Annotated in this window: 1 protein-coding gene; it reads right to left on the bottom strand. The window is 55.5% G+C overall.

Going from position 1 to position 200, the window contains the following annotated elements:
• On the bottom strand, positions 1–200 hold a 200-nt coding region (locus tag GSM73_RS27020; protein WP_256676773.1), incomplete at both ends, for a cephalosporin hydroxylase family protein.

Here is a 200-nt window from a genome sequence, read left to right as displayed (position 1 = left end):
GCGTAATAGATGATCGAACCACCGTGGGCGATGCCGCACTCGATGATCAGGTCAGGCTTGATCTGCCAGATCAGTTCCTGCATGGCCATCATGTCCTGCGGCAACTGGATGATGGGGCGGCCCATCCAGGAAAAATGGTAGCTGTACTTGTGACGGGCCGATTCGTTGAAGAACTCTTTGGCCAGGCCGACGAGTTTCTG

This window comes from Pseudomonas sp. PICF6, from assembly GCF_009831705.1.
GTDB classification, from domain to species: Bacteria; Pseudomonadota; Gammaproteobacteria; order Pseudomonadales; family Pseudomonadaceae; genus Aquipseudomonas; species Aquipseudomonas rhizophila.
Note: the sequence above shows the minus strand (reverse complement) of the source record. Positions and strands in the feature narration are given on the sequence as shown.